18 protein-coding genes are annotated in these 22,060 nt (G+C 34.6%); 14 read left to right on the top strand and 4 right to left on the bottom strand.

The genetic code is table 11. From position 1 onward, the window contains the following. The first annotated feature begins 169 nt into the window (after window positions 1-169). The 4 genes from clpB to ACFFLS_RS22285 all read left to right on the top strand — a co-directional run bounded on the left by clpB (window position 170) and on the right by ACFFLS_RS22285 (window position 5,891). On the top strand, window positions 170-2,767 hold the full coding sequence (clpB, locus tag ACFFLS_RS22300; RefSeq protein WP_379687585.1) for an ATP-dependent chaperone ClpB: 2,598 nt from the start codon (window positions 170-172) through the stop codon (window positions 2,765-2,767). A gap of 395 nt (window positions 2,768-3,162) precedes the next feature. After that, window positions 3,163-4,047 (top strand): DUF808 domain-containing protein, encoded by an 885-nt coding sequence (locus tag ACFFLS_RS22295; RefSeq protein ID WP_379687584.1) that lies wholly within the window; start codon window positions 3,163-3,165, stop codon window positions 4,045-4,047. Between the two features lie 365 nt (window positions 4,048-4,412). Then, window positions 4,413-4,823: a hypothetical protein gene (locus ACFFLS_RS22290; RefSeq protein ID WP_379687582.1), complete on the top strand. Its 411-nt coding sequence runs from the start codon at window positions 4,413-4,415 to the stop codon at window positions 4,821-4,823. Between the two features lie 177 nt (window positions 4,824-5,000). Further along, window positions 5,001-5,891, top strand: coding sequence for a carbon-nitrogen hydrolase (locus ACFFLS_RS22285; protein ID WP_379687580.1), 891 nt, complete (start codon window positions 5,001-5,003; stop codon window positions 5,889-5,891). A 74-nt stretch (window positions 5,892-5,965) separates the two neighbouring features. Here ACFFLS_RS22285 and ACFFLS_RS22280 read toward each other — a convergent pair whose 3' ends face one another. Both ACFFLS_RS22280 and ACFFLS_RS22275 read right to left on the bottom strand, forming a co-directional pair. Further along, entirely contained in the window at window positions 5,966-7,225 is a 1,260-nt protein-coding gene (locus ACFFLS_RS22280) for an OmpA family protein (RefSeq protein ID WP_379687579.1), read from the bottom strand. A gap of 200 nt (window positions 7,226-7,425) precedes the next feature. After that, a complete protein-coding gene (locus ACFFLS_RS22275; protein WP_379687577.1) occupies window positions 7,426-8,943 on the bottom strand; it encodes a choice-of-anchor I family protein in 1,518 nt (505 codons plus the stop codon). Window positions 8,944-9,127: 184 nt separating this feature from the next. On the opposite strand from ACFFLS_RS22275, the gene ACFFLS_RS22270 reads away from it, so the two are divergent. Further along, window positions 9,128-10,168 carry an agmatine deiminase family protein gene (locus ACFFLS_RS22270; RefSeq protein WP_379687575.1) on the top strand — a complete coding sequence of 347 codons (1,041 nt, stop codon included), beginning with the start codon at window positions 9,128-9,130 and terminating at the stop codon, window positions 10,166-10,168. A 391-nt stretch (window positions 10,169-10,559) separates the two neighbouring features. Here ACFFLS_RS22270 and fahA read toward each other — a convergent pair whose 3' ends face one another. Then, the gene (gene fahA, locus ACFFLS_RS22265; protein ID WP_379687573.1) at window positions 10,560-11,843 is read right to left on the bottom strand and encodes a fumarylacetoacetase; all 1,284 of its coding nucleotides are present in this window, start codon (window positions 11,841-11,843) and stop codon (window positions 10,560-10,562) included. A gap of 108 nt (window positions 11,844-11,951) precedes the next feature. Between fahA and glyA the strand changes: the two genes are divergently transcribed. The 4 genes from glyA (at window position 11,952) to ACFFLS_RS22245 (ending at window position 15,729) form a co-directional block, all read left to right on the top strand. Continuing rightward, entirely contained in the window at window positions 11,952-13,226 is a 1,275-nt protein-coding gene (gene glyA / locus ACFFLS_RS22260; RefSeq protein ID WP_379687701.1) for a serine hydroxymethyltransferase, read from the top strand. A 137-nt stretch (window positions 13,227-13,363) separates the two neighbouring features. After that, on the top strand, window positions 13,364-13,957 hold the full coding sequence (locus tag ACFFLS_RS22255; RefSeq protein WP_109192917.1) for a MiaE family protein: 594 nt from the start codon (window positions 13,364-13,366) through the stop codon (window positions 13,955-13,957). Between the two features lie 225 nt (window positions 13,958-14,182). Next, on the top strand, window positions 14,183-15,223 hold the full coding sequence (locus tag ACFFLS_RS22250) for a GMP reductase (RefSeq protein ID WP_379687571.1): 1,041 nt from the start codon (window positions 14,183-14,185) through the stop codon (window positions 15,221-15,223). A 2-nt stretch (window positions 15,224-15,225) separates the two neighbouring features. Then, window positions 15,226-15,729, top strand: coding sequence for a GNAT family N-acetyltransferase (locus ACFFLS_RS22245; protein WP_379687569.1), 504 nt, complete (start codon window positions 15,226-15,228; stop codon window positions 15,727-15,729). A gap of 119 nt (window positions 15,730-15,848) precedes the next feature. Here the strand turns inward: ACFFLS_RS22245 and ACFFLS_RS22240 are convergent, their stop codons facing one another. Further along, window positions 15,849-16,427, bottom strand: a complete 579-nt coding sequence (locus tag ACFFLS_RS22240) for a pentapeptide repeat-containing protein (protein WP_379687567.1) — start codon at window positions 16,425-16,427, stop codon at window positions 15,849-15,851. Window positions 16,428-16,585: 158 nt separating this feature from the next. On the opposite strand from ACFFLS_RS22240, the gene aspA reads away from it, so the two are divergent. The 5 genes from aspA (at window position 16,586) to ACFFLS_RS22215 (ending at window position 22,057) form a co-directional block, all read left to right on the top strand. Further along, window positions 16,586-17,995, top strand: coding sequence for an aspartate ammonia-lyase (aspA, locus tag ACFFLS_RS22235; RefSeq protein WP_379687565.1), 1,410 nt, complete (start codon window positions 16,586-16,588; stop codon window positions 17,993-17,995). 204 nt (window positions 17,996-18,199) lie between these two features. Next, entirely contained in the window at window positions 18,200-18,874 is a 675-nt protein-coding gene (locus ACFFLS_RS22230; protein WP_379687564.1) for a response regulator transcription factor, read from the top strand. A 1-nt stretch (window position 18,875) separates the two neighbouring features. Beyond that, complete coding sequence (locus tag ACFFLS_RS22225) at window positions 18,876-20,258, top strand: ATP-binding protein (protein WP_379687562.1); 1,383 nt, start codon at window positions 18,876-18,878, stop codon at window positions 20,256-20,258. Window positions 20,259-20,341: 83 nt separating this feature from the next. Continuing rightward, the gene (locus tag ACFFLS_RS22220) at window positions 20,342-21,064 is read left to right on the top strand and encodes a hypothetical protein (protein ID WP_379687560.1); all 723 of its coding nucleotides are present in this window, start codon (window positions 20,342-20,344) and stop codon (window positions 21,062-21,064) included. A 45-nt stretch (window positions 21,065-21,109) separates the two neighbouring features. Then, a complete protein-coding gene (locus tag ACFFLS_RS22215; RefSeq protein ID WP_379687558.1) occupies window positions 21,110-22,057 on the top strand; it encodes a bestrophin family protein in 948 nt (315 codons plus the stop codon). Window positions 22,058-22,060 lie beyond the last annotated feature (3 nt).

Genomic DNA, 22,060 nt, shown 5'->3' with positions numbered 1-22,060 from the left:
TGAAAAAAATCAGTTTTTTGATGCCGTTTTGTCTGTTTTTTTGTTGTGGAATATAATTTGTCTATTCGATTACAAAGTTAGATTATTTGAGTTAAAAATGTACTTCAATAAATCTTAACTTTAATCTTATAGAATATTAAACAAATAAAATCAATCAAATTATAAAAATATGAACATAAATAAATTTACTATTAAATCGCAGGAAGCCATACAGTTGTCGCAGCAATTAGCGCAGCGAAATGGCCAACAGCAAATTGAAAATGAACACATTTTCAAAGCCATTTTTGAAGTGGACGAAAACGTAGCGCCATTTCTTTTGAAAAAACTAAATGTAAACGTTCCGTTGTTCCTTCAAATTTTGGACAGTACAATTCAGAGTTTTCCAAAAGTTTCCGGAGGAGATGTAATGCTTTCCAGAGACGCAAATAAAGCTTTGAATGAAGCTGAAATTATTGCACAAAAAATGAACGACGAATACGTTTCGATCGAGCATTTAATTCTAGCTATTTTCGACTCAAAAAGTAAAGTTTCTCAAATCTTAAAAGACCAAGGAGTTACCGGAAAAGGACTGAAAGCAGCAATCGAAGAATTACGTAAAGGAGAAAGAGTGACATCGGCTTCAGCTGAAGAGACTTATAATTCCCTAAACAAATATGCTAAAAATTTAAACGAATTAGCAAGAACAGGAAAGCTCGATCCAGTGATTGGTCGTGACGAAGAAATTCGCCGTGTATTACAAATCCTGACTAGAAGAACCAAAAACAATCCGATGTTAATTGGTGAACCAGGAGTTGGTAAAACCGCAATTGCAGAAGGTTTAGCACACAGAATTGTAGACGGAGATGTTCCAGAAAATTTAAAAGATAAAATCGTTTTCTCACTAGATATGGGAGCTCTTATTGCCGGAGCGAAATACAAAGGGGAATTCGAAGAACGTTTAAAATCGGTTGTAAAAGAAGTTACAGCGGCAGACGGAGATATCGTTTTGTTTATTGACGAGATTCACACGCTTGTTGGAGCAGGTGGAGGAGAAGGCGCAATGGATGCGGCTAATATCCTGAAACCAGCTTTGGCTCGTGGAGAGTTGAGAGCGATTGGAGCAACAACTTTAGATGAATATCAAAAATATTTTGAAAAAGACAAAGCACTTGAAAGACGTTTCCAAAAAGTATTAATCGATGAGCCAGATACTGAAAGTGCGATTTCGATTTTACGTGGAATCAAAGAGAAATACGAAACACACCATAAAGTTCAAATTAAAGACGAAGCGATTATCGCTGCGGTAGAACTTTCGCAAAGATATATTACGAATCGTTTCTTGCCAGATAAAGCGATTGACTTGATGGACGAAGCGGCTTCTAAACTTCGTATGGAAATCAATTCAAAACCAGAAGAATTAGATGTTTTGGATCGTAAAATCATGCAGTTGGAAATCGAAATCGAAGCCATCAAACGTGAAAAAGAAGAAAGCAAGCTGAAAATTTTAGGTATGGAATTGGCCAACCTGAAAGAAGAACGAAACGAAATCTATGCAAGATGGAAATCTGAAAAAGATATCGTTGACGGAATTCAGGCTGTAAAACACGAAATTGAAGACTTTAAATACGAAGCAGAACGTGCAGAACGTGACGGCGATTACGGAAAAGTAGCCGAAATTCGTTACGGAAAAATAAAAGAAGCACAGGAACGCCAAGAAACATTACAGAAACAACTGCTAGAATTCCAATCTGGAAATTCTTTAATCAAAGAAGAAGTAACTAGAGAAGATATTGCAGAAGTGGTTGCAAAATGGACAGGAATTCCAGTTACCAAAATGCTTCAGACAGAAAGAGAAAAACTATTGCATTTGGAAGACGAATTGCACAAACGTGTAGTAGGTCAGGAAGAAGCGATAGAGGCGGTGAGTGATGCCGTTCGTAGAAGCCGTGCCGGTTTACAGGATATGAAAAAACCTGTTGGATCATTCTTATTCTTAGGAACCACGGGAGTTGGTAAAACAGAATTGGCGAAAGCTCTAGCAGAATATCTTTTTGATGATGAAAATGCCATGACGCGTATCGATATGAGTGAGTATCAAGAACGCCACAGTGTGAGCCGTTTAGTTGGTGCGCCTCCAGGATATGTTGGTTATGATGAAGGTGGTCAGTTGACAGAAGCCGTTCGTAGAAAACCTTATTCTGTTGTGCTTTTAGATGAAATTGAAAAAGCGCATCCAGACACGTTTAATATTTTATTGCAGGTGCTAGATGAAGGTCGTTTAACAGACAACAAAGGGCGTTTGGCTGATTTCAGAAACACAATTATCATTATGACTTCTAATATGGGAAGTCAGATTATTCAGGAAAAGTTCGAAAATCTAAAGGGCGGAGTAGAAGCAGCTACAGAAGCTGCTAAAAACGAAGTTTTAGGATTATTGAAACAAACCGTTCGTCCTGAGTTTATCAACCGTATTGATGAAATTGTAATGTTTACACCACTTACTGTAGAGAATATTTCAAGAATTGTAAGTTTACAGTTAAAAAGCGTTACAAAAATGTTGGCACTGCAAGGAATTACAATGGATGCAACTCCAGAAGCAATTGCTTACTTGGCAGACAAAGGTTACGATCCACATTTTGGTGCAAGACCTGTAAAACGTGTGGTTCAGAGAGAAGTTTTAAATCAATTGTCAAAAGAAATCTTGGCAGGAAACATAACAACAGACAGCATTATTTTATTAGATGCTTTCGATGGCAATTTGGTTTTTAGAAACCAAACAGCTGAATAATTTTTTTCATGTTAATTCTTAGGAAAGCATCAGTCGAAAGACTGGTGTTTTTTTTATGCTTAAATTCTGAAACTTTTAATTCAAGTTCTATAACAATTTATGTCTGTAAAATAATCAATTTTAAGTTTATAAAAATCAGCAAATTATTAATTAAAATTTAAAGTCATGAACAATATATTCAGAGGATTACTTGCAGGATACGGAGCTAAAAAGTTAGGAGGCGGCTGTTTCGGAACAATTATAGTTTTCATTATCTTGTGGGTTCTATTAGGACAATGCAGTTAAAAATCGCAATACAGAAAAATAGGAATAAAAAACATAAATTTAGATGCCCGATTATTGGGCAGATTACCGCAAATTGTCTAGATTCGCACCACTAAAAATAAATTTAAAAAATGGCTTCAGGTTTTTTTGTTCTATTAGATGATATCGCAGCAATTATGGATGATGTTGCAGTAATGAGTAAAGTTGCTGCAAAGAAAACAGCTGGAATTCTAGGCGACGATTTAGCAGTAAATGCAGAAAAAGCTTCTGGATTTGCATCTTCAAGAGAATTACCAGTTTTATGGGCAATCAGTAAAGGTTCGTTACTTAATAAAATCATTATTCTTCCAATTGCATTTTTATTAAGCGCATTTTTTCCAATCGCAATTATAATAATTTTAGTTTTGGGAGGACTTTTTTTAGCATACGAAGGAGCCGAAAAAATTTATGAATTTATTTTTCCTCACAAACACGAAGAATCTGAAGGAATTACCGATGAAGTTCTTACAGAAGAAGAAATCCTGGTAATCGAAAAAGAAAAAGTAAAGTCAGCAATTATAACAGATTTTATTCTTTCGGTTGAAATCGTAATTATTGCTTTAGGAACTGTAATGGACCAACCTCTTATACAGAAGATAATTGTAACTTCTATAATTGCCTTAGTTGCTACGATTGGAGTTTACGGAATTGTAGCACTTATCGTTAGGATGGACGAAGCAGGTTTCAAGCTTATTAAATATAGTAAAAGTGAAAAAAGCCTTTCGAGATTTATTGGAAATTTATTGGTGAAAGCTCTCCCCGTTGTTATAAAAAGTTTAACAGTAATTGGGACAATAGCATTACTTTTAGTTGCAGGCGGAATATTTGTACACTATATTCCATTTTTCCACCATTTATCAGAAGAAATAAAAATTCCTTCAATTATCAAAGAATTTACAGTTGGATTAGTACTTGGATTTATAGTTTTACTTTTTGTAAATATGTTTAAAAAGATTTTTAAAAAGAAAACAGCCTAATACACATCAAAAATATATTTAAGAAAACATCAGTTAACGCTGGTGTTTTTTTTTGTTTTAGAAGCAGATCAAATCGTTTTCAGAAGAACGTTTTGTCCCGCTAGCCACTAAATTCCCGATTTAGAAAAACTACGGCTGAAAAAGCCTTGTTTTTCTAAATCGGGAGATACCGTTCCTATCGGGGCTAGATAATAAAATTTTTATTTTCATAAGAAATAATGGTATTTTTTGAATATTTTTTCATCAAATAAGTTGTTGATTTGTAGTTATTTAATATTTGACTCAAACTTTTTAACATTTTCTATAAGCAACCTTTGGAACTAAGCCATGTCTTCATAGTAATTAACAATTAATTATTATTTTATATGAAAAGTTTTAGATTAAAATCAGTTTTGGTAGTATTATTTTTGTCAATTTCATTTGCGTCATGCAGTAACGATAACGATGAGAAAACTCCAGTTCCAACTACAAAGGCTGCTTTAGTAACAGAAATTAAAGGACCGGCAACAGGAAAAGTAAATGACGAATTAAGTTATGATGTTACTTATGTTGTAGATAATGCTTGTGCAGAATTCGATAAAATTTCAGAAGTAACAATTGGAGATGTAAAAGGATTGCAAGTAATTGCAAAATATCCATCACAAATTTGCACAACGGAAATTCCAGCGCCAAAGAAAACAGTTTACAAATTCAAAGCGACTGCAAAAGGAACTTTCGAAATTAAATTCAAAAAATCAGAAACGGAATTCTTAACTCAGAAAGTTGTGATCGAATAACAAATAGTTTAGCTGCTATTTTTTTAGGTTGATAAGCCATTTTGCAAAAGTTTTATTTTAAACGGATGTGAAATGGTTTTCTGTTTTTAAATCCTTCTTTTTTCCCCTGTTATATAAAAGTTATAGACTTTGCCATTCCTTTAAAAAGTATTATTTTTGTACTCTAAATTTTATGTCATGCCGAAAAGAAAATATAAAATATCAGTTATTCAGTTAAATCTGAATGATGTTGCTGAAAATAATCTTAAAAAATGTATCAGCTGGGTAAGAGATGCTGCAAGTCAAGGAGCAGAGGTAATCTTACTTCCTGAATTGTATAGCAGTCATTATTTCTGCCAAAGCGAAGATGTAGATAATTTTGCGTTAGCAGAACCATTGTACAGTACTTCTTTTGTTGCATTTAGCGAATTGGCAAAAGAATTAGGCGTGGTGATTATTGTTCCTTTCTTCGAAAAAAGAATGGCAGGAATCTACCACAACAGTGCTTATATCATTGATACAGACGGTACAGAAGCTGGTTTATACCGTAAAATGCACATTCCAGACGATCCACATTTCTATGAAAAATTCTATTTCACTCCAGGAGATTTAGGTTTCCAAGCAATTGAAACTAAAAAAGGAACTGTTGGAACATTAATCTGCTGGGATCAATGGTATCCAGAAGCGGCAAGAATTACAGCATTAAAAGGTGCTGAGGTTTTATTCTACCCAACAGCTATTGGATGGCATCCAAAAGAAAAAGAACAGTACGGAGAAAACCAATATGGAGCTTGGATGAATGTAATGAAAGGCCATGCGGTTGCAAATGGCGTTTTCGTTGCAGCGGCTAACCGAATTGGTTTAGAGAAGTATATTGAAGGAACTGAAGGAATTCAATTTTGGGGAGCATCATTTATTGCTGGACCACAAGGAGAGATTTTAGCTCAGGCTTCACATGATAAAGAAGAAATCTTAATTGCTGAGGTTGATTTAGATCTTCAGGAAAATGTTCGTCAAAACTGGCCGTTTTTCAGAGACAGAAGAATTGATGCTTTTGGCGATATTACAAAAAGAGCAATTGATAAATAATTTGATTAATCTAACAATATAAAAAAGGGCAAAATTTTGAATTTTGCCCTTTTCTGTTTTTAGCTTTATATGGATTACTTCACTTGGAAAGTAACTCTTCTCACGATTTGACGTGCCTCTTTCGAATTTTTGTTAACCGAAGTATCCTCTCCGTTAGCAATCACATTTAGTCTCGATGCATCAATTCCTGCATTTATTGCTACATTTTTCACAGCCTCAGCTCTTTTTCTAGACAATTCAGTATTGTAGTTTGTGTTTCCAATTTCATCAGCATAACCAATAATATCAGCTGATTTTCCTGGATTATTTTTCAAGTATTTCACTAAGAAATCAACACCAGATAAAGAAGCATTTGTTGGTTTAGACGAATTAAAGTCGAAATAAACATTTACATAACCTCCGTTGATTAATTCTTCAACAGTGTTGTTTGTAGCTGTTCCAGCTCCTTTTTTCTCATACGTTTTGTCTAAGTAGCTTTCTAACTCATCCGGAACACCGTTTTGATTCGTATCAATAGATTGACCTTTTGTGTTGACAGCAACTCCTGCAATAGTATTTGGTTCTAAATCGTATAAATCAGCAACTCCATCTTTGTCTGAATCAATAAGACCAGTTTCGATTAAGTCCACTCTTTTTTCCAATTCACCAATTCTATCTTCTTCACCAACCCAGTCAGCATGTTTTTGGTTTTTTCCTAAGTAGAATGTCAAACCAACAGAAGCATTTAATAAAACTCCGTCAAAAGAACTAGTTGTAGTGTTTCCCATTCCGTCGAAGTTCCAGTTTTGTCTTCCGTTTACAATTCCGGTAAGGTCACCAGTTAGTGCTACTCGGTTACTTAATTTGATTTGTCCAGTTATACCAGCGATTCCGTGTGCCATGTAATCTTGACCTCCAAATCCTGTTTCAGTACTAATTTGCGAAACACCAAAACCACCATGTGCTAAAAGTCCGATTGTGTTAGTCCAAGTTTCAAAATTTAAAGCACGTCCAACATTAATAACCCCTTGTAAACTCGCTCTTACATAACGACTTTCAAAATCAGGTGTGTTTTTTTTCTCTTTAAATTGGTCGTAACCTATATCTAATTTCACCCCGAATTTTGGATTAAACATATATCTTGCACCTAAATCTGCGTGAAAGAAGTTAGCTGATTCTGTAGTGTAACCCGGAGTCATTGTTCTTGTCGGTTTGTTGACACCGCCGTTAAGTTCTATCGACCATTTGTTGAATTCCTGATCTACAGTTGGTTTTGTAGAAGTGGTAGCCATATTTTGTGCGCTTGCAGCGAAGGATAGTAATAATAAAGAGGCAGATACTAATTTCTTTTTCATGATATCAAAAATTTTATTGTTTTATTTTAAACTCATGACAAAATTAGAGGACGCGTTTTAAGTGCGTGTTGTATATCCAATTACATAATTTCCATGTTTTGGCTTATAATTATGAAAATTAGTTAATTAAGTATCAATAAAAAGCAAAAAAAGAGCAAAATTTATGTTTTGCTCTTTTTGAATTTCAGGTAATTTTATGGTTATTTCAAATCTGGCTGATAGATTTTTACAGTTCCGTCTCCTTCGCTGCTTACTACTAATAAACTTCTTTTGGTAGGACTTTTAGAAGCTGGAATGAATAATAATCCTTCTGGAGCATCACCTGTTTTTACAGTTTGTAAATATTGCGGAGAATTTGGATTGGTTACATCATAAGTTACAAAAGCATCAGCTCTTTCAAGACCAACGAAAAGAATATTTTGAGTTCCCATTTTGGCTACATAAACCGCTTCTGGCTCAGAACCTTTGTCGTCACTTCTTTTATCATCATAAAGGCTTAGTTCGTTTGATTTTTTGTCAAGATCGTTTTTACTATCGTAAACAATTTTCCCAGTGTTTCCGTTCCAGATAGAGAAAGATCTCGCTCCGAAACTTACCATTTCGTCTAAATCTCCGTCTCCGTCGGTGTCTCCCATATCTGTAAGGAGATTAAGTCTTCCTAAATTAGTATCCAATTTTAAAGTAGCTGCGTCTGGAAAAACAGTTGCATCAAGTTTTAAGTTTTTCATTCGCTTAATATCGCTGTAAGCATTATATTCTCTGGCATCACCTTCGTTGGCAGTAACAAAATAAGGCACATTGTTAGCAGAAAAATGACTGATTGCATCCGGCATAAATAATCCTTTTACTTTCCAAGGGTTAAAAGCAATTTTATCATCAAGGTCGCTTGGGTCAATCGCATTTTCGGCAGTGTTGTAATCTTTTAGACCTAACGGATAAATAGCTGTAATCGTTTTAGAAGTCAAATCAACTTTTGCAACACCATTGTTTTCTTGTAAAGTTACCCAAGCCGTTTTTGAATCATCAGAAATAGTGATGTATTCTGGTTCGATATCCTGAGCAAAACTCTTAGCGAATTTTGAAATTCTGAATCCGTCTTTTGCTAAAGTTGTGGCCTGACTTGCAAAAGAGCTAAAATCTAAAGTTGTTACAGCATAATTACTTGTTTCAATAATAGAAATCGTTCCGTTTGGATCTAGAGAATAATCGGTATTTGGTTCGCCTTCGTTAGCGGTCATGATATATTTTCCGTTAGGAGAAAACGTTACCATGTCTGGTAGAGCGCCCACAGTTACTTGTTTGATTAAGCTGTAATCTGAAGTGTTGAAAACAACTACTTTACCGTTAGCTTGTTTATTTGCTGTAGATTCTAAAGCAACTGCCAGTTTTCCGTCAAATACAGAAACACTGTTTGCGGCACCTTCATAAGTGGCTAAATCAATTTTACCAATTTTCATTGGTTTAGTAGGATCCGTAATATCGATAACGTCAATTTGGTTGACACCGCTGTTATTTACTGTAAATAATCTTTTTGTTTTCTCGCAATAAGCTGAAATTTCTGCAGCAGCTTCTCCGCCAATTGTAATAGAACCGATTTCTTTAAAAGTTGCTGGATTTTCGTTTACAACAACTTCAGGTTCGTTGTTTGAATTTTCATCATTATTACAGCTGGCCATTATTAAAAGAGCAGCCAATAATGAGATTGATAATTTTTTCATCTGTTAGTTTTTAGTTTTGGCAAAAGTAATTTTGGCATCGATGTTAAACATTAAGAATGTATTATATAATCTTTAACTTAAATTTTGCAAGATTAATTTTGTGAAATAATGTATGAATTTTAGTAGAATGTTTTATAATCCTAACGAATGCTTATCTTTGCACTTTCTAAATTAGAACCTATTTATGTCAACAAATAATAGAAGATTTCCAGCAGAATGGGAAAAACAACAAGGAATTGTGTTGTGTTTTCCGCATAATGGCAACGATTGGCCAGGAAAATACGAAGCTGTTCAATGGGCTTTTGTAGAGTTTATTAAAAAAGTAGCCACTTTTGAAACTGTTTTCTTGGTTGTAGCCGATGAAAAGCTGAAAGAAAAAGTTGCCGATATGCTTGAAAGAGCTCGTGTAAATCTTGAAAACATTTCTTATATCATTCATAAAACAAACAGAAGCTGGATGCGCGACTCTGGGCCGATTATTGTAAAAAATGGTTCCAAAAGAGAAGCTTTAAATTTCAATTTTAACGGTTGGGCAAAATATAAAAATTATCAACTAGATAAATTTGTTCCAGGTAAAGTAGCTGATTTTATTGATGTTCCGTTAACGCAAGTTATGTACAAAGGAAAACCGGTAATTGTAGAAGGCGGTGCTATTGATGTAAACGGAAAAGGAACTTTATTGACTTCTGAAGAATGTCTAATGCATCCAACAATTCAAGTTCGTAACGCTGGTTTTACCAAAGAAGATTACGAAGCGGTGTTTAAAGAATATCTTGGCGTAACAAACGTAATCTGGCTTGGTGATGGAATTGAAGGTGATGATACTCACGGTCACATCGACGATTTATGTCGATTTGTAAATGAAGATACAATTGTAACTATAGTTGAAACAGATAAAAATGATTCAAATTACAAACCTTTGCAGGATAATTTGAAACGCCTGCAGAATGCAAAATTAGAAAATGGAAAATCGCCTGTTATTGTGGCGTTGCCAATGCCAAAACGTGTAGATTTTGAAGATTTGAGATTACCAGCTAGTTATGCAAATTTCTTGATTTTAAATAATTGTGTTTTAGTGCCAACATTCAACGACAGTAATGATCGTGTAGCTTTGAATATTTTAGCAGAATGTTTCCCAGACCGAGAAGTAATCGGAATAAGCTGTATTGATTTTATTTGGGGGTTTGGGACATTGCATTGCTTAAGCCAGCAGATTCCTGTTTAAGTTTTTGCCACGAAGGCACAAAGGCGCAAAGTTTTTTTAAGTTTTGTGCTGAGTTTAATCTCGCAAAGTCGCAGAGTCGCAAAGTTTTAAAAATTTATATTAAATATCCTTCAGTTTTAAATGGAGGGAGGAATAAAGTCACTATACAGGGCTTTAGTCAAAATTGTGATTTTGGCTAAAGCCTTTTTTGCAACATACGAATCCTCAATTTAGATTGAAGGCAAAAAAACTTTGCGACTCTGCGACTTTGCGAGATTCAAAAAGACATGTCATAAAATGAGAAAAATCATTTTAATCCCTTTAATCTGTGGCAAAAAAAAACATAAAAAAAACCTTGGTTAACGCCAAGGTTTTTCTATTTCTATATGTCTACAGAATCTTTATCTGCTCTTCATTGTCTGATAAATGGAGGTAATAATTGGCTGGCAACTTCACCAAAACCAATTCTTACTTCTGCATTTTCGCAGAAACCACGAATAATTACAGTATCATTATCTTCGATAAATTTACGTTCGCTTCCATCTTTCATTTTTAACGGATTTTTACCGCCCCAAGTCAATTCCAACATAGAGCCAAAACTGTCTGGAGTTGGACCGGAAATTGTTCCAGACCCCATCATGTCGCCAGAATTTACGCGACATCCGTTTGAAGTATGATGTGCTAACTGCTGACTCATTGACCAATATAAATATTTAAAGTTAGATTTCGAAATAACAGTCTCTTCTTGATCTTCAGGTTTTAATGATACTTCTAAATGAATATCAAAAGCTTTCTTCCCTTTTGTCTGCAAATAAGGAAGTGGCGCTGGATCTTGTTTTGGTCCTTTAGTTCTAAATGGTTCCAAAGCATCCATCGTTACAATCCACGGAGAAATTGAAGTAGCAAAGTTTTTAGCTAAAAACGGTCCAAGAGGCACATATTCCCATTTCTGAATATCGCGAGCGCTCCAGTCATTTAGTAAAACCATTCCGAAAATATAGTCTTCCGCTTCGTAAGTAGGGATGTTTTCGCCCATTACATTTACATCAGTTGTAATAAAAGCAGTCTCCAATTCAAAGTCTACTAAACGTGAAGCTCCGAAAACGGGCGTATCGTGGCCATTTGGCAACGTTTGCCCCATTGGTCGGTGAACAGGAATCCCAGACGGTACAATCGTAGAACTTCTTCCGTGATATCCAACCGGAATATGAAGCCAGTTTGGCAGTAAAGCATTCTCTGGATCACGAAACATTTTCCCAACATTGGTAGCATGTTCTTTACTGGAGTAAAAATCGGTATAATCGCCAATTAAAACCGGAAGTTGCATTTCTACATCTTCAATTTTAAATATAACAATATCTCGGTGTTTTGTTGAATCTCTTAATTGTGGATTGTTTTGGTCAAAAATATCTGCAATGCGATTTCGGACCAAACGCCATGTTTTTTTTCCATCAGAAATAAAATCATTCAGCGTATCCTGCATAAACATATCGTCGGTTAATTCTATTCCTTCAAAATAGTTTAGTTGCTGTAAAGCCCCTAAATCTATGGCATAATCGCCAATTCTAGTTCCCACGGTAACGACATTTTCTTTCGTAAGAAACACGCCGAAAGGAATATTCTGAATAGGGAAGTCGCTGTTTTCAGGTACTTCTAACCATGATTTTCTACTGGTATCGTTGGCGGTTATTGGCATGTTAGTGTTAATTGTTTGTTGAAAAAATACATGTCAAATATATCATAATCTAACTGTATGGCAAACGTTTTTTTGTATTTTTGCAGGAAATTAACGAAAAACGAAAAAATGCAACGCGACGAACAAATTTTTGATCTTATCCAAGAGGAAAAAGAAAGACAAATTCACGGACTTGAACTTATTGCTTCTGAGAATTTTGTAAGTGATGAAGTAATGGCAGCAGCTGGGTCTGTTTTGACAAACAAATATGCCGAAGGTTATCCTGGTAAAAGATATTATGGTGGATGCGAGGTAGTTGATGTTATCGAGCAGATTGCTATTGACAGAGCTAAAGAATTATTTGGAGCTGAATATGCAAACGTGCAGCCACACTCAGGTTCTCAGGCAAACACTGCTGTTTATCATGCTTGTTTAAATCCTGGTGATACTATTTTAGGTTTCGATTTATCTCACGGAGGGCACTTGACTCACGGTTCTCCTGTAAACTTCTCAGGTCGTTTGTACCGTCCGGTTTTTTACGGTGTAGATGCTGAAACTGGTCGTTTGGATTATGATAAAATTCAAGAAATTGCAACTAAAGAACAGCCAAAATTAATCATTGCTGGAGCTTCTGCTTATTCTCGTGATATGGATTTTGCTCGTTTCAGACAAATTGCTGACAGTGTTGGAGCTATTTTATTTGCTGATATCTCTCACCCAGCAGGTCTTATTGCAAAAGGATTATTAAGCGATCCAATTCCACATTGCCATATTGTTTCGACAACAACACACAAAACATTAAGAGGACCACGTGGAGGTTTGATCTTGATGGGTAAAGATTTCCCAAATCCACAAGGATTAACAACTCCAAAAGGAGAAATCAGAATGATGTCTTCTTTATTAGATTTAGCTGTTTTCCCTGGAAATCAAGGAGGACCTTTAATGCACATTATCGCTGCTAAAGCGGTTGCTTTTGGTGAAGCATTAAAAGACGAATTCTTTACATATGCAATGCAATTACAAAAGAATGCAAATGCAATGGCTGATTCTTTCGTAAAAAGAGGTTATAACATTATCTCTGGCGGAACAGACAACCACATGATGCTTATTGACTTAAGAAATAAAAATATTTCAGGTAAAGAAGCTGAAAACGCATTGGTAAAGGCTGAAATTACTGTAAACAAAAACATGGTTCCTTTTGACGATAAATCTCCATTTATCACTTCTGGAATCCGCGTTGGAACAGCTGCAATCACAACTCGTGGTTTAGTTGAAAAAGATATGGAAACTATTGTAGCTTTAATCGACAAAGTACTTACGGATCATACAAATGAAGATCTTATCGAAGAAGTTGCTGAAGAAGTAAACGAATTAATGAGCGAAAGACCAATTTTTGCTTATTAATTAGTTTCAAGTTTCAGGTTTCAAGTTTAAAGTTTTGTAATGCGGAAATAAGCGTATTATGAAACTTTAAACTTTTTTAGCTTTAAGAAGAAACCTGACAACCTGAAACAAAACAAACTTGAAACAAAAACAAAACTATGGGCGTATTAAGATTACAGTTGCCAACTGATCCAAGATGGGTAAATATTGTTGAGAAAAATATAGAAGAAATTCTAACCGATCACGCTTGGTGCGAGCAGAAAGCGGCCACCAATGCGATTACAATTATTACAAACAATCCAGAACATCAGGATTTGGTTCAGGATTTATTGGCTTTGGTAAAAGAAGAAGTAGATCATTTTGAACAAGTGCATAATATCATCATCAAAAGAGGATTGAAATTAGGACGTGAGCGTAAAGACGAATACGTAAACGAATTATACCAATACATGAAAAGAAGCGGAGACGGAAGCCGTGTTTCTGGCCTTGTAGAAAGACTTCTTTTTTCTGCTATGATTGAAGCTAGAAGCTGTGAGCGTTTTAAAGTGCTTTCGGAGAATATTCAGGATGAAGAATTGTCTGTTTTTTACAGAGAATTAATGGAAAGTGAAGCAGGGCACTACACGACTTTCATTACTTATGCTCGTAAATACGGAGTGGGAATTGATGTTGAAAAACGTTGGAGAGAATGGCTGGCTTTTGAAGAATCAATTATAACCAATTACGGGAAAAACGAAACGATTCACGGATAGTTAAATTCAAATTCCAATTTTTTCAAATTCCAAATTCCATAATAACAGCGCATAAACTTTTGTTTGTCTCTGTGAAATTTCAAAAATAAAAAATCAGTTTAATCCGCGTTTTCGCGAAAGCGAATCAGTTTTATCCGTGTTCATTTTTTTAAGTTTTTATAATCTAAAATCTAAAGTCTACAATCTAAAATTTCCTATATTTGAGAGTAACCAAAAACTCGAACGATGAGAATAGAAATGGACTTAAAATTGGGATTTAAAGACGTAATGTTTAGACCTAAAAGATCAACACTTAAAAGTCGGTCAGAAGTTTCTTTAGAACAAAATTTCAAGTTTTTGCATAGCACCTCAAATTGGATCGGAATTCCGATTATGGCTGCGAATATGGATACGGTTGGAACTTTTGAAATGGCGAAGGTTTTGGCAAAAGAAAAATTGTTTACTGCGATTCATAAACATTATACTTTAGAAGAATGGAGTACATTTCTTCAAAATGCAACTCCAAATATATACGATTATATTGCAGTAAGCACTGGAACAGGCAAAGAAGATTTTGATAAAATAGGAGAAATAATAACTGCAAATCCGTTGCTGAAATTCATTTGTATTGATGTCGCAAACGGTTATTCAGAGCATTTTGTTCAGTTTCTAAAGAAAACCAGAAAACAATATCCTGAAAAAATAATTATTGCCGGAAATGTAGTTACGGGTGAAATGACCGAAGAACTTTTATTAGCCGGCGCTGATATTGTAAAAGTCGGGATTGGCCCAGGTTCTGTTTGTACCACACGTATCAAAACAGGAGTAGGTTATCCGCAGTTATCCGCAATTATAGAATGCGCCGATGCAGCTCACGGTTTAGGCGGACATATTATAAGTGACGGAGGTTGTACAACTCCGGGTGATGTTGCCAAAGCTTTTGGAGCTGGAGCCGATTTTGTAATGTTAGGCGGAATGCTAGCTGGACACACAGAAAGCGGAGGTGAGCTAATTGAAGTAAATGGCGAAAAATTCAAACAATTTTACGGGATGAGTTCGAAAACAGCCATGGATAAACACGCTGGTGGTGTTGCAGAATACAGAGCAAGCGAGGGGAAAACGGTTCAGGTTCCTTTTAAAGGAGACGTGATTCATACTGTTTTAGATATTTTAGGAGGTATTAGAAGTACATGTACGTATGTCGGAGCCTCAAGATTAAAAGAATTGACTAAACGAACGACTTTCATCCGCGTAAGCGAGCAAGAAAATCAAGTTTTTACAAAATAAATATGATTACAATTACCGAAGCATTTGTTGAAGATATTGCTAAAATTCAAGAGATTGCTCATATAACTTGGCCAATTACGTATGGCGAAATTTTGACTTCAGAGCAATTAGATTATATGTTAGATCTCATCTATTCTAATGAAGCACTTTCAAAACAAATTGAGAATAAAGAACAATTATTTTATTTAATTTCCGATTCAGAAGCTATCATTGGCTTTATTGGAATCGAACATAATTATAAAAACGAAAGCATTACCAAAATCCATAAAATCTATCTTTTGCCAGAAACACAAGGAAAAGGTTATGGAAAAACAGTTTTTGAAGAAATTGCAAAAATGGCTTCAGAAAATAATTCGGCAGCACTTTTATTAAACGTAAACCGATTCAATACGGCTTTAAACTTCTATAAAAAATTAGGCTTCAAAATAAAAGAAACGGTTGATATAGAAATTGGAAATGGGTATTTAATGGAGGATTATGTAATGGGGAAAGACATATTAAAGTAGTGGTTTTGTCATTTCGACTGAAAGGAGAAATCACACGCGGAACTCGACAAAGATTGGAGACTATCTGTGCGGAATTTCTAGTGTGATTTCTCCTTTCAGTCGAAATGACAAACTGTATGTTAACTGACAACAATATCATGCGTAAACAATAACCCTTTCACTTCATTCAAAGAAAAAATAGCTTTCTTCAATTTAGTTCTAGAAGGATCAATGGTATAATTATAACTTGTCTTAAAATCGGCTTTGTTGGCGATGGCTTTTGAGAATTCAGAACGATATAAATCGCAATTATCAAAAAGTACGCTTGTTAAATCCGCAGCCATAAAATCTACGGCAATTAAACTGCAATTGGTAAATGGAGTTCCTTTTAATTTTAAAGTATAAAACTTCGAAAAATCAAGAATACAATCATTAAAATGTACTTCAAAAATTAATTTGTCGCACATAGCGAAATTTACTTCTTTTATTTCGCATCGATTAAAAGTAACCGTTCTCAAAGCAACATAATTAATTTTTGTTTGATTAAAAATACAATCATTAAAAACGCAGTCAATAAAAGTCACGGCTAGAAAAGTGCAGGCAGAAAAATTACAATTATTAAAAACGCAACCTTCGAAGTCCTTAAAATTGAGATCGTCTTTGGCGTAAATAATTGTACTGTATTCTTTATCAAGAAAATATTCGCTATCTTTTTTCAACTCTTTGCAATAATTATTTCTGGTTGAAAAGGTACTAATTTACCATAAAACAATCTGGATAAATTAAAAATGATTTTGATTTCATTGACATTTTTAATTCATTAAAATGCTGTAGCTTTACACTTATTTTCAAGTTTAAAATACATCATTAATACGATATGGAACCAACAAGAAAAGAGCATGATTTTTTAGGAGAATTAGAAATTCCAAATCATTTATACTACGGAATCCAGACTTTTAGAGCGGTAGAAAATTTTAATATTACTGGAATTCCAATTTCAAAAGAGCCATTGTTTATCAAAGCTTTGGGGTATGTAAAAAAAGCAGCGGCTTTAGCAAATAAAGATTGCAATGCTATCGACCCCAAAATTGCAGAAGCAATCTGTTATGGAAGTGATCAGGTAATTGCTGGGAAATTTAATCAAGAATTTGTGAGCGATTTGATTCAAGGCGGGGCTGGAACTTCTGTAAACATGAATGCTAATGAAGTAATTGCTAATATCGGATTAGAATATTTAGGTCATAAAAAAGGAGAATACCAGTTTTTGCATCCCAATAATCATGTAAACTGTTCGCAGTCTACAAATGACGCTTATCCGTCGGCATTTAGAATTGCTTTATATTTAAAAATGGAAAGTTTTATCAAAACTTTTGCAGGTTTAGAAGTTGCTTTTGCTAAAAAAGGAGAAGAATTTAAGGAAGTTCTGAAAATGGGAAGAACCCAGTTACAAGATGCAGTTCCGATGACTTTAGGACAGGAATTTAAAGCTTATGCAACGACAATTGGAGAAGATATCCAACGTTTAAAAAATGCACAGGAATTATTGTTAGAAATCAATATGGGCGCAACTGCTATTGGAACCAAAGTAAATGCACCTGAAGGTTATCCTGAACTTTGCGTAAAATACCTTGCAGAAGAAGTTGGAATTCCATTGACACTTTCTCCAGATTTGATTGAAGCAACCGTAGATACAGGAGCTTACGTTCAGATTATGGGAACATTAAAACGTTCGGCGGTTAAGATTTCTAAAATCTGCAACGACTTAAGATTGTTAAGTTCTGGGCCGAGAACGGGTCTTAACGAAATCAATCTTCCGGCACGTCAGCCAGGTTCTTCTATTATGCCAGGAAAAGTAAATCCTGTAATTCCGGAAGTCGTAAATCAAACTTGTTTTTATGTAATTGGTCAAGATTTAACGGTAACTATGGCTGCTGAAGCAGGTCAGTTGCAGTTGAATGTTATGGAACCTGTTATTGCTTTTGCAATGTTTACATCATTGGATTATCTTTCGAATGCAATTCAGACTCTAATTGATAAGTGTATTGTTGGAATTACTGCAAATATTGATCACTGCTACAATATGGTGATGAACAGCATCGGGATTGTAACGCAGTTAAACCCAATTATTGGTTACGAAGAAAGTGCCAGTATTGCGGGTGAAGCTTTAAAAACAGGTAAAAGCGTGCATCAGATTGCGGTTTTAGAAAGAAAATTGATCACTCAAGAAAAGTGGGATGAAATTTATTCTCTGGAGAACTTGATACATCCAAAATTTATCACCAAATAGTAGCTGCATTGTCTTCTGCATTCAATTTTAAAAATTAAGAATTAAAAGCTTTAAAACACAAATCAATAACAAAATGCAGGCTATTGGGTCTGCTTTTTTTATGTTTTGATTTAATTGTTCATAATTAAATCATAATTTCTATCCGTAATAAGTACTATTTTTCAACTCAATTATTATTTTTGTTGTATATACAAACTTCTCAAGATGAAATTACTGATAGTTGAAGACGAACCAAACCTATTGTCAATCCTTCGTAAAGGATTTGCCGAAAACAATAATGAAGTAAGTGTGGCAATGGACGGAAAGACTGCTCTGGAAATGATTCATAATTACACTTTTGATGTTGTTATTTTAGATGTAATGCTTCCGGATATTAACGGAATCGAAATTTGCAGAAGACTGCGTGCTGCTAAAAATTTTGTACCGATTCTGCTTTTAACTGCTTTGGGAACTTCAGAAAACATCGTTACTGGACTTAATTCTGGAGCTGATGATTACCTTGTTAAGCCTTTTAAATTTGGAGAACTGGACGCACGCGTCAATGCATTGTACAGAAGATCGAATCAGGAAACAGAAAAAATCGATACTATTACAATTTCTGATTTAGAGATAAACGGTCGCGCCAAAACAGTAAAAAGAAGAGGAGAAAACATTATTCTTACCGCAAAAGAGTTTAAGTTACTGTATTATTTGGCAAAAAATACCGGCAGAATTGTTTCCCGTGACCAAATTTTGGACAACGTATGGGACATCAATTTTGATATGAATACCAATGTTGTTGATGTCTATATTACCTATTTAAGAAGAAAAATCGATAAGCCTTTTGGATCCAAACTTATTCATACCATGAAAGGATTGGGTTATGTTATAAAACCGTAAAATGGATATTAGAAAAAAGATTACTTTCAATTATGTTGCACTGTCTACCTTTAGCACGTCATTGTTGTGTATTATTGTTTTTTTTCTTTTCAGGGAAAACAATAGATACCACTTTTTAAAACGTTTAGATGACAGGTCAAAAATTGTGGCTTCAATCCATTTTCAGAATGATCCTCAAAAAATAAAATACTACAAGAATCTTAAGAAAAACGGTCTTGAAGAATTAATCGAAGAAGAAGAATATGTATTAAAAATCAACAGCCATAACAGTTTTGATTATAATATCAACTTAGATCTTCCGAATGAATTCTACACTACTATTTTAAGTACCGGAAGCGATTATTTTGAACGAGACAATAAATATTATTTAGGACAGATTTTTGAAGAAAACAAGCAGAAATACATTGTAATTGTTGGCGCAAGAGATAGAAAAGGAACCGATACGACCGTTTATATTGTCAAAATCATGGTTTTTGGCGGTATCGGATTTGTGATTCTTGCTTTCCTTTTAGGACGTTTTTTGGCCAAGAGAGTCATCAATCCGGTGGCACGCATTACTAAGGAAGTAAAAAGAATCAGTGCTTCTAATCTTCATAATCGTTTGCCGGAGGTTAAGAATTCTGATGAAATTTCGGATTTAACGAATACTTTCAATAATATGCTTGACAGGCTGGAAACTTCTTTTGAGATTCAGGCCAATTTTATCAATAATGCTTCACACGAATTAAAAACACCCATCACAACCATTATTGCTGAGGCCGAAATTATGCTTTTAAAAGAGCGTGCAGTTTCTGAATATGTCGAATCGCTTGAAAATATCTATAGTCAAGCTTCTAGATTAGGAAATTTGACTGAAAGTTTGCTCAAACTTACGCAGACGGGTTACGACGGTAAAAAACAGGTTTCTGATATTGCTCGTATCGACGAATTGCTGATGGATGTAAAATCTGATTTGGATAAAATTTATCCAGACAACAGGGTGAGCATCAAACTTAATTTTGCACCAAAAGATTCCAATTTATTGTTGTTGCCATGCAATAAACCACTTTTGGAACTTGCAATCAACAACATTATTACAAACGGAGTAAAATATTCGGATAATAATGAGGTTTTTGTAACTTTATCAGCCAATAACGAAATGATTAAAATTTCGATTAATGATATTGGAATCGGAATTCCGCCTGAGGATATTCCGCATCTTTATGAGCCGTTTTTTAGAGGGAAAATTGCAACCAGATATATAGGTTACGGTTTGGGACTTCCGTTGGCATCCAAAATAATCCGAATGCATGAAGGAGAAATGCAGGTTCAGTCAGAACAGAACAAAGGTACAATCGTTACAATCATCTTCAAAAAAACAAAGATTAAAAATTCTAATGTTTAATCTTAGAAAATTCTAATTTTAGATTAAGAAGCATCTAATCTGCCCGAAGTTATTTTGTAGGTATAAACTAAACGGTTATACTTATGAAAAATTTCCTTATACCTACGACTTTAAAAGACGATACTATTTCTGCTGTTAAATCTGCGGTAAGTCAGTCTAAAAATACTGATTCAGAAATTATCTTAGTATTAGTTTCTGAAGCGCCGGATACATTTTCTTCTTCAAGTTTTTTAAGAGAAATGAGATCCAGTCTTACCAAAAGCCAGGAAGAAGTCTTAGAAACGTGTCGTTATATTATTGATCATACTCCGAACTGCAAGCTTAAAGTTCACAATCAGTATGGACTTTCAGCACCGATTTTCAAACGTATTATCGAGGTTTTCTCTATAAAACTCGTTATCCTGACACATTCTTATAAACAGGAAACAAAAAAAATCCATCAATATTTAGTGCAGCTTGCTGGCAATCAAAAATGTCCGATTCTTCATTTGGGTACAGAAAGCAATAAAGATGTTTTCAAAAAAGCACTTTATATAGAAAACGCTGAAGTAAATATTCATGTAAAAGATGTGCAGCAATTTTTGAGCGAAAACTTTTCATTCGAGATTGTTAGCCAGACGGCAAGTTTTGAAGATAATTTCGAAAATGCAGAACCATTTTTATCTGAAGCTATTTCAAAACACAATATTGATGTGCTGGTAGAAACCCGTAAAGGAGAAAAAATCAAATTTAAAAAAGTAAAAAAGGAAAATATTAATGAAAAACTGGGACTTCCGGTGCTTTCATTATACGAAGAGCTGGTTTAAAAAACAGTTTAAAAGTGAGTGTAATTTAATTTAAAACCGAAAAGTATGCTGTTAAAGAAAAGAATACCAATGAAGTACGTTCTCGGGAAAATTAAGATAGAAATTGCCCTTGTAATGGCTTATGTAGTAGCGTTTGAAATTTTTCATCACTATTTTGTAACGCTTCCAGTAGATATTCCTATTGCAATTCCGACCATGATCGGAACCATTATTTCGCTTTTGTTAGCCTTTAAATCAAATCAGGCTTATGACAGATGGTGGGAAGCCCGAATTGTATGGGGAGCAGTTGTAAACGACTCGAGAACTTTGATCCGCCAAGTGCTGACTTTTTATGAAGATCCTGATTTTTCTGTAGAAGCAAGCGAATTCAAAGAGAATTTTGCAAAAAGACAGATTGCCTGGTGTTATAGTTTAGGACAGTCGCTTCGAAATAAAGATGCTGTAAAACCGATTCACGGATTGATGAGCGAAGAAGAAATTAAATACATCAAAAACCATCAGAATGTTCCAAATGCGATTTTAATGTTGCATGCTAGAGATTTGCGAAATGCTAAAAACGATAAGAAAATCAATGTTTACCAACAGGTTGAGATTGATAATACATTATCGCGATTATGCGATGAAATGGGAAAATGCGAGCGAATCAAGAATACTATTTTCCCGACAACGTACAGTATGTACATCAGATTGACATTGTGCTTGTTTATTCTGTTATTGCCTTTCGGACTTACAAGTGTCTTGAGCTGGTTTGCGATTCCGTTGATTACTGCTATAGGTGCAGCTTTCTTTTTAATAGAAAGAATGGCAATTCATCTGCAGGATCCGTTTGAGAACAGGCCAACAGATACACCTGTAACCGCGATTGCCAATACAATCGAAAAAAACATAAAACAAATGCTTAATGAATATCAAAGCGAGTTTGATATTTTGAAAGAGTTTGAATTAAAAGATGATGCTAAAAAGGTAGAAAGCGATGCTTACTACGTTTTGTAACAA

The sequence above is a fragment of the Flavobacterium procerum genome (assembly GCF_042431625.1).
Lineage (GTDB): Bacteria > Bacteroidota > Bacteroidia > Flavobacteriales > Flavobacteriaceae > Flavobacterium > Flavobacterium procerum.
The sequence above is the reverse complement of the archived record's forward strand: the minus strand, read 5'-3'. Positions and strand labels throughout refer to the sequence as shown.

Excerpts from the sequence above, each read along its gene's own strand:
- clpB (WP_379687585.1), top strand. The coding sequence starts at position 170 with ATGAACATAAATAAATTTACTATTAAATCGCAGGAAGCCATACAGTTG.
- ACFFLS_RS22295 (WP_379687584.1), top strand. The coding sequence starts at position 3,163 with ATGGCTTCAGGTTTTTTTGTTCTATTAGATGATATCGCAGCAATTATG.
- ACFFLS_RS22290 (WP_379687582.1), top strand. The coding sequence starts at position 4,413 with ATGAAAAGTTTTAGATTAAAATCAGTTTTGGTAGTATTATTTTTGTCA.
- ACFFLS_RS22285 (WP_379687580.1), top strand. The coding sequence starts at position 5,001 with ATGCCGAAAAGAAAATATAAAATATCAGTTATTCAGTTAAATCTGAAT.
- ACFFLS_RS22280 (WP_379687579.1), bottom strand. The coding sequence starts at position 7,225 with ATGAAAAAGAAATTAGTATCTGCCTCTTTATTATTACTATCCTTCGCT.
- ACFFLS_RS22275 (WP_379687577.1), bottom strand. The coding sequence starts at position 8,943 with ATGAAAAAATTATCAATCTCATTATTGGCTGCTCTTTTAATAATGGCC.
- ACFFLS_RS22270 (WP_379687575.1), top strand. The coding sequence starts at position 9,128 with ATGTCAACAAATAATAGAAGATTTCCAGCAGAATGGGAAAAACAACAA.
- fahA (WP_379687573.1), bottom strand. The coding sequence starts at position 11,843 with ATGCCAATAACCGCCAACGATACCAGTAGAAAATCATGGTTAGAAGTA.
- glyA (WP_379687701.1), top strand. The coding sequence starts at position 11,952 with ATGCAACGCGACGAACAAATTTTTGATCTTATCCAAGAGGAAAAAGAA.
- ACFFLS_RS22255 (WP_109192917.1), top strand. The coding sequence starts at position 13,364 with ATGGGCGTATTAAGATTACAGTTGCCAACTGATCCAAGATGGGTAAAT.
- ACFFLS_RS22250 (WP_379687571.1), top strand. The coding sequence starts at position 14,183 with ATGAGAATAGAAATGGACTTAAAATTGGGATTTAAAGACGTAATGTTT.
- ACFFLS_RS22245 (WP_379687569.1), top strand. The coding sequence starts at position 15,226 with ATGATTACAATTACCGAAGCATTTGTTGAAGATATTGCTAAAATTCAA.
- aspA (WP_379687565.1), top strand. The coding sequence starts at position 16,586 with ATGGAACCAACAAGAAAAGAGCATGATTTTTTAGGAGAATTAGAAATT.
- ACFFLS_RS22230 (WP_379687564.1), top strand. The coding sequence starts at position 18,200 with ATGAAATTACTGATAGTTGAAGACGAACCAAACCTATTGTCAATCCTT.
- ACFFLS_RS22225 (WP_379687562.1), top strand. The coding sequence starts at position 18,876 with ATGGATATTAGAAAAAAGATTACTTTCAATTATGTTGCACTGTCTACC.
- ACFFLS_RS22220 (WP_379687560.1), top strand. The coding sequence starts at position 20,342 with ATGAAAAATTTCCTTATACCTACGACTTTAAAAGACGATACTATTTCT.
- ACFFLS_RS22215 (WP_379687558.1), top strand. The coding sequence starts at position 21,110 with ATGCTGTTAAAGAAAAGAATACCAATGAAGTACGTTCTCGGGAAAATT.